Genomic DNA, 4,098 nt, shown 5'->3' on the forward strand with positions numbered 1-4,098 from the left:
GCGACGTCGTGAGCCGCGAGGCCAGTGTGGCTGGCGACTCGAGCGCGCTTCGCTCGACGACCACCCAGCGGCTGCGCCGCCGCCTGCGGGGCGACCTCGACCAAATCGTCCTGAAATCGCTCCGCCAAAACCCCGAGCGCCGGTACCGAGGTGCCGCCGAGCTTGGGGCCGACGTCCAGCGCCATCTCGACGGGCTCCCCATCGAGGCCCGGCCAGAGTCGGTCGGATACCGTCTAGGAAAGTTCGTGCGGAGAAACCGGGCGTTGGTGGCGGCGGCGGCGGTGGCCTTGATCGCGGTCGTTGGCGGGGCCGGTGTGGCGCTGTGGCAGGCGGGAGAGGCGCGGGCGGCTCAGAGCCAGGCCGAGATCGAGGCCGCGACGGCGGACGAGGTCTCGACCTTCGTCACCGGTCTGTTCAGCGCCGCTGACCCCGACGAAGCGCAGGGCGACACCCTCACGGTCCTCGCCGCGCTCGGCCTCGGTGCCGAGCGCGCGCGAGTGGACTTGGCCGATCAGCCCGACGTCCGCGCGGCGGTCCTACAGACCATCGGCGACGTCTACCGTGACCGGGGCCGGCTCGATCTCGCCGACTCCCTCCTCACCGAGGCCGCCGCCATCGACGCCGCCCCCCGCGTTCGCGCCGACGCCCTCGAGGCCCTGGGCATCTTGCGTCAGGCCCAGGGCGAGTACGCGGCGACGGACTCGCTCTACCAACTCGCTCTCGGTCTCCGACTCCATGACCTCGGCCCAGACCACCCCGACGTCGCGAGTTCGCACCAAGCCATCGGCGTGCTCCGCCGGTACCAGGGCGAGTATGAGCAGGCCGTGGCCTCCTTCCAGCGCGCACTCGCGCTCCGGGACCGCTTGGGCCTCGAGGACGACGCCGAGTACGCGACCGGCCTGAGCGCGCTCGGTGTCTCTCTCACCCGCCTAAACCGCATCGACGAGGCTGACAACGCCTTGCGCCGGTCGATCGGTCGGTTCCGCGTCCTCGAGGGCGACTCGAGCCTGTCCCTGGCCAGCGCTTACAACAACCTCGGCACGCTCGACCACCGCCGCGAGGACTACCCCGCGGCCGAAGCCAACTATCTCCGGGCCATCGACGTCTGGCGTCGCATTCTGGGGCCGGATCATCCGAACGTGGCGATCGGCCTGTCGAACGTGGCCTCGATGTACATCATGGTCGATGAGCCGGGTCGCGCCCGGCCATTCCTCGAGGAGTCGCTCGCCCTCTTCCGGTCTCGCTACCCCGAGACCCACCCCGAGGTCTCGTTCACGCTCGTCACGATGAGCACGCTCGAGCGAATCGACGGCGACCTCGGGGAGGCCGCTCGGCTCGCTCGCCAAGCCCTAAGCGCCTACGCCGAGACCCTGCCTCCCGACCACCCGTACGTCGGCGACGCGCTCCACGGGCTTGGCAGGACGCTCCGGCTTCAGGGCGACCCCGACGTGGTCGGCGTCTACCGCCGCGCGCTCGCCGTCTTCGAGGACGCGCTCGCGCCCGACGACTCGAGACGATTCAGCGCCGAGATCGAGCTGGCCGAGATCCTGGCGGACCGAGGACAGATGGAAGAGGCCCGTCGCCTCGCCCAGACCGCATTGCCGCACGCCCTCGAGGCCGAAGACGAGGAGCGGATCAGGTCGGCTCGGGCGATCTTGAACGGATCGTGGGGCGGCGCCTCCAATCCGTCCTCGAGGTCTGATCCTCTGCGGTACTGACTCCATCTCCTTATGGCTGAAGGCCATCCCATCGACTACATCGAGTTCTCCGTCCTCGACCTCGAGGTCGCCAAGCAGTTCTACGGGTCTGCGTTCGGGTGGTCGTTCACGGACTACGGACCGGCCTACGCTGGCATTCAAAGAGAGGGCGGAGGCGAGATGGGAGGCTTCGCCCTGGCCGATGATGTCTCAACGGGCGGCCCACTCGTGGTGCTGACGTCTGATGATCTGGCCGAGAGCCAGGCGGCCGTCGAGGCCGCTGGTGGAGAGATCTCGACCCCCGCCTTCGATTTTCCAGGTGGCCAGCGCTTCCACTTCCGCGACCCGAGCGGCAACGAACTCGCCGTGGCGAGCTACGGTCCCGTCGAGTAGCCCAGGAAGTCGCCGTGCCGCCAGAGGGTCTATGCCTCCCCCGCCGGCGCCATCGGCCCGACCTCGACGTCGGACGGCGCGTCCTCGAGGCCGGCACCGGCCGGAACGGTCTCCAACGTGACGCCGCCGTCCGGCGCCGCGTCGATCACGACCGAGTCGCCCGGCGACACGAGGCCGCCCAGGATCTGCTCGGCCAGACGGTTCGCGACCTGGCGCTGCAAGACCCGCTTGAGCGGACGCGCCCCGAACGCGGCGTCGAAGCCGTCCGACGCGAGCGCGTCCTTGGCCGCGTCCGTGAGGACCAGCTGGATGCCTTGACGCTCGGCCATCGAGGACGTCCGTGCGAACAGGATCTCGACGATCTGGCGGATCTGCGACCGGCCGAGCGGGCGGAACACGACGGTCTCGTCGATCCGGTTGAGAAACTCCGGGCGGAGCGTCTGGCGCAGCATCGCCGTCAGGTCGTCGCGCAGCGTGTCCATCTCGTCCTCGGTGATCTCACGGTCGGTCCCGAGCCGCTGCGTGATGGCCTCCGAGCCCAGGTTCGAGGTCATGATGATGATCGTGTTCGAGAAGTCTACGACCCGGCCCTTCGAGTCCGTCAGCCGACCGTCGTCTAAGACTTGCAAGAGCACGTTGTAGACCTCCGGGTGCGCCTTCTCGAACTCGTCGAGCAAGACGACGGAGTACGGACGCCGCCGCACCGCCTCCGTTAGCTGCCCGCCCTCGTCGTAGCCGACGTATCCGGGAGGCGCCCCGACCAGGCGCGACACCGTGTGCCGCTCCTGGTACTCCGACATGTCGATCCGCACCAACGCCGACTCGTCGTCGAACAGCTGCTCGGCGAGGGCCTTCGCCAACTCCGTCTTGCCGACGCCCGTCGTGCCCAGGAAGATGAACGACCCGAGCGGCCTCGAGGCCTCTTGCAACCCCGCCCTCGAGCGGCGGACCGCGTTCGCCACGGCCTCGACGGCCTCGGGTTGCCCCACGACGCGCTTTTCGATCTCGTCCTCGAGGTGGAGCAGCTTCTCCCGCTCCGTCTCCAACATCTTCGAGATCGGGATGCCCGTCGCCCGCGAGATCACGTCCGCGATGTCCTCCGCGTCGACCTCTTCCTTGAGCATGGCCCCGTTCTCCTGGACCTCGGACAGCTTCTGGGTCGCGTCCTCGATGGCGCCCTCGAGGTCGGGGATCTCGCCGTAGCGGATCTCGGCGACGCGCCCGAAGTCGCCCTGCCGCTCGAGGTCGGCGGCGGACGTCTTGAGCTGGTCGATCCCGGCCTTCGACTCCTTGATGGTCGTGACCAAATCGCGCTCCTGCTCCCAGCGTGCGCGCAAACGGTCGCGCTCCTCCTCGAGGTCGGCCAGGCGCGCCGAGATCTCCTCGACCTGGGCGTCGTCGCCCTCGCGCTTGACGGCCTCGCGTGCGATCTCCTGGGTGCGGATCTCGCGCTCGACGGTGTCGAGTTCCTCGGGCGTCGAGTCGATCTCGATCCTGAGCCTCGAGGCCGCCTCGTCCACCAGGTCGATGGCCTTGTCGGGCAGGAAGCGGTTGCTCACGTAGCGGTCGCTCAATTCGGCCGCGGCGACGATGGCGCCGTCGGTGATGCGGACGCCGTGGTGGACCTCGTAGCGGTCCTTGATCCCGCGCAGGATCGCGATGGTGTCCGGGACCGACGGCTCGGCCACCAACACCATCTGGAAGCGCCGCTCGAGGGCTTTGTCCTTCTCGAAGTACTTCTGATACTCGTCCAAGGTCGTCGCGCCGATCGCCCTCAGCTCGCCACGGGCCAAAGCCGGTTTCAGGATGTTGGCCGCGTCCATCGCGCCCTCGCCGCCGCCCGCGCCCACCAAGGTGTGGATCTCGTCGATGAACAGGATCACCTCGCCGTCCGAGTCCGCCACGTCCTTGACGACGGCCTTGAGCCGGTCCTCGAACTCGCCGCGGTACTTGGCGCCCGCGATCAGCGCACCCATGTCGAGCGACAGGATCCGCCGGGACTGCAACC

General features: G+C 68.9%; 3 protein-coding genes. 2 read left to right on the top strand and 1 reads right to left on the bottom strand.

From position 1 onward, the window contains the following. On the top strand, window positions 1–1,718 hold a 1,718-nt coding region (locus WBA11_RS06665; protein ID WP_424519923.1), incomplete at its 5' end, for a tetratricopeptide repeat protein. 12 nt (window positions 1,719–1,730) lie between these two features. Then, a complete protein-coding gene (locus WBA11_RS06670) occupies window positions 1,731–2,090 on the top strand; it encodes a VOC family protein (RefSeq protein ID WP_424519924.1) in 360 nt (119 codons plus the stop codon). Window positions 2,091–2,119: 29 nt separating this feature from the next. On the opposite strand, the gene WBA11_RS06675 is transcribed toward WBA11_RS06670, so the two are convergent. Next, on the bottom strand, window positions 2,120–4,098 hold a 1,979-nt coding region (locus tag WBA11_RS06675; RefSeq protein WP_424519925.1), incomplete at its 5' end, for an ATP-dependent Clp protease ATP-binding subunit.

Source organism: Rubrivirga sp., assembly GCF_049648075.1.
Lineage (GTDB): Bacteria > Bacteroidota > Rhodothermia > Rhodothermales > Rubricoccaceae > Rubrivirga.

What these genes read in the sequence shown, in the direction of transcription:
- WBA11_RS06670 (WP_424519924.1), top strand. Translation starts at nt 1,731, where the DNA reads ATGGCTGAAGGCCATCCCATCGACTACATCGAGTTCTCCGTCCTCGAC.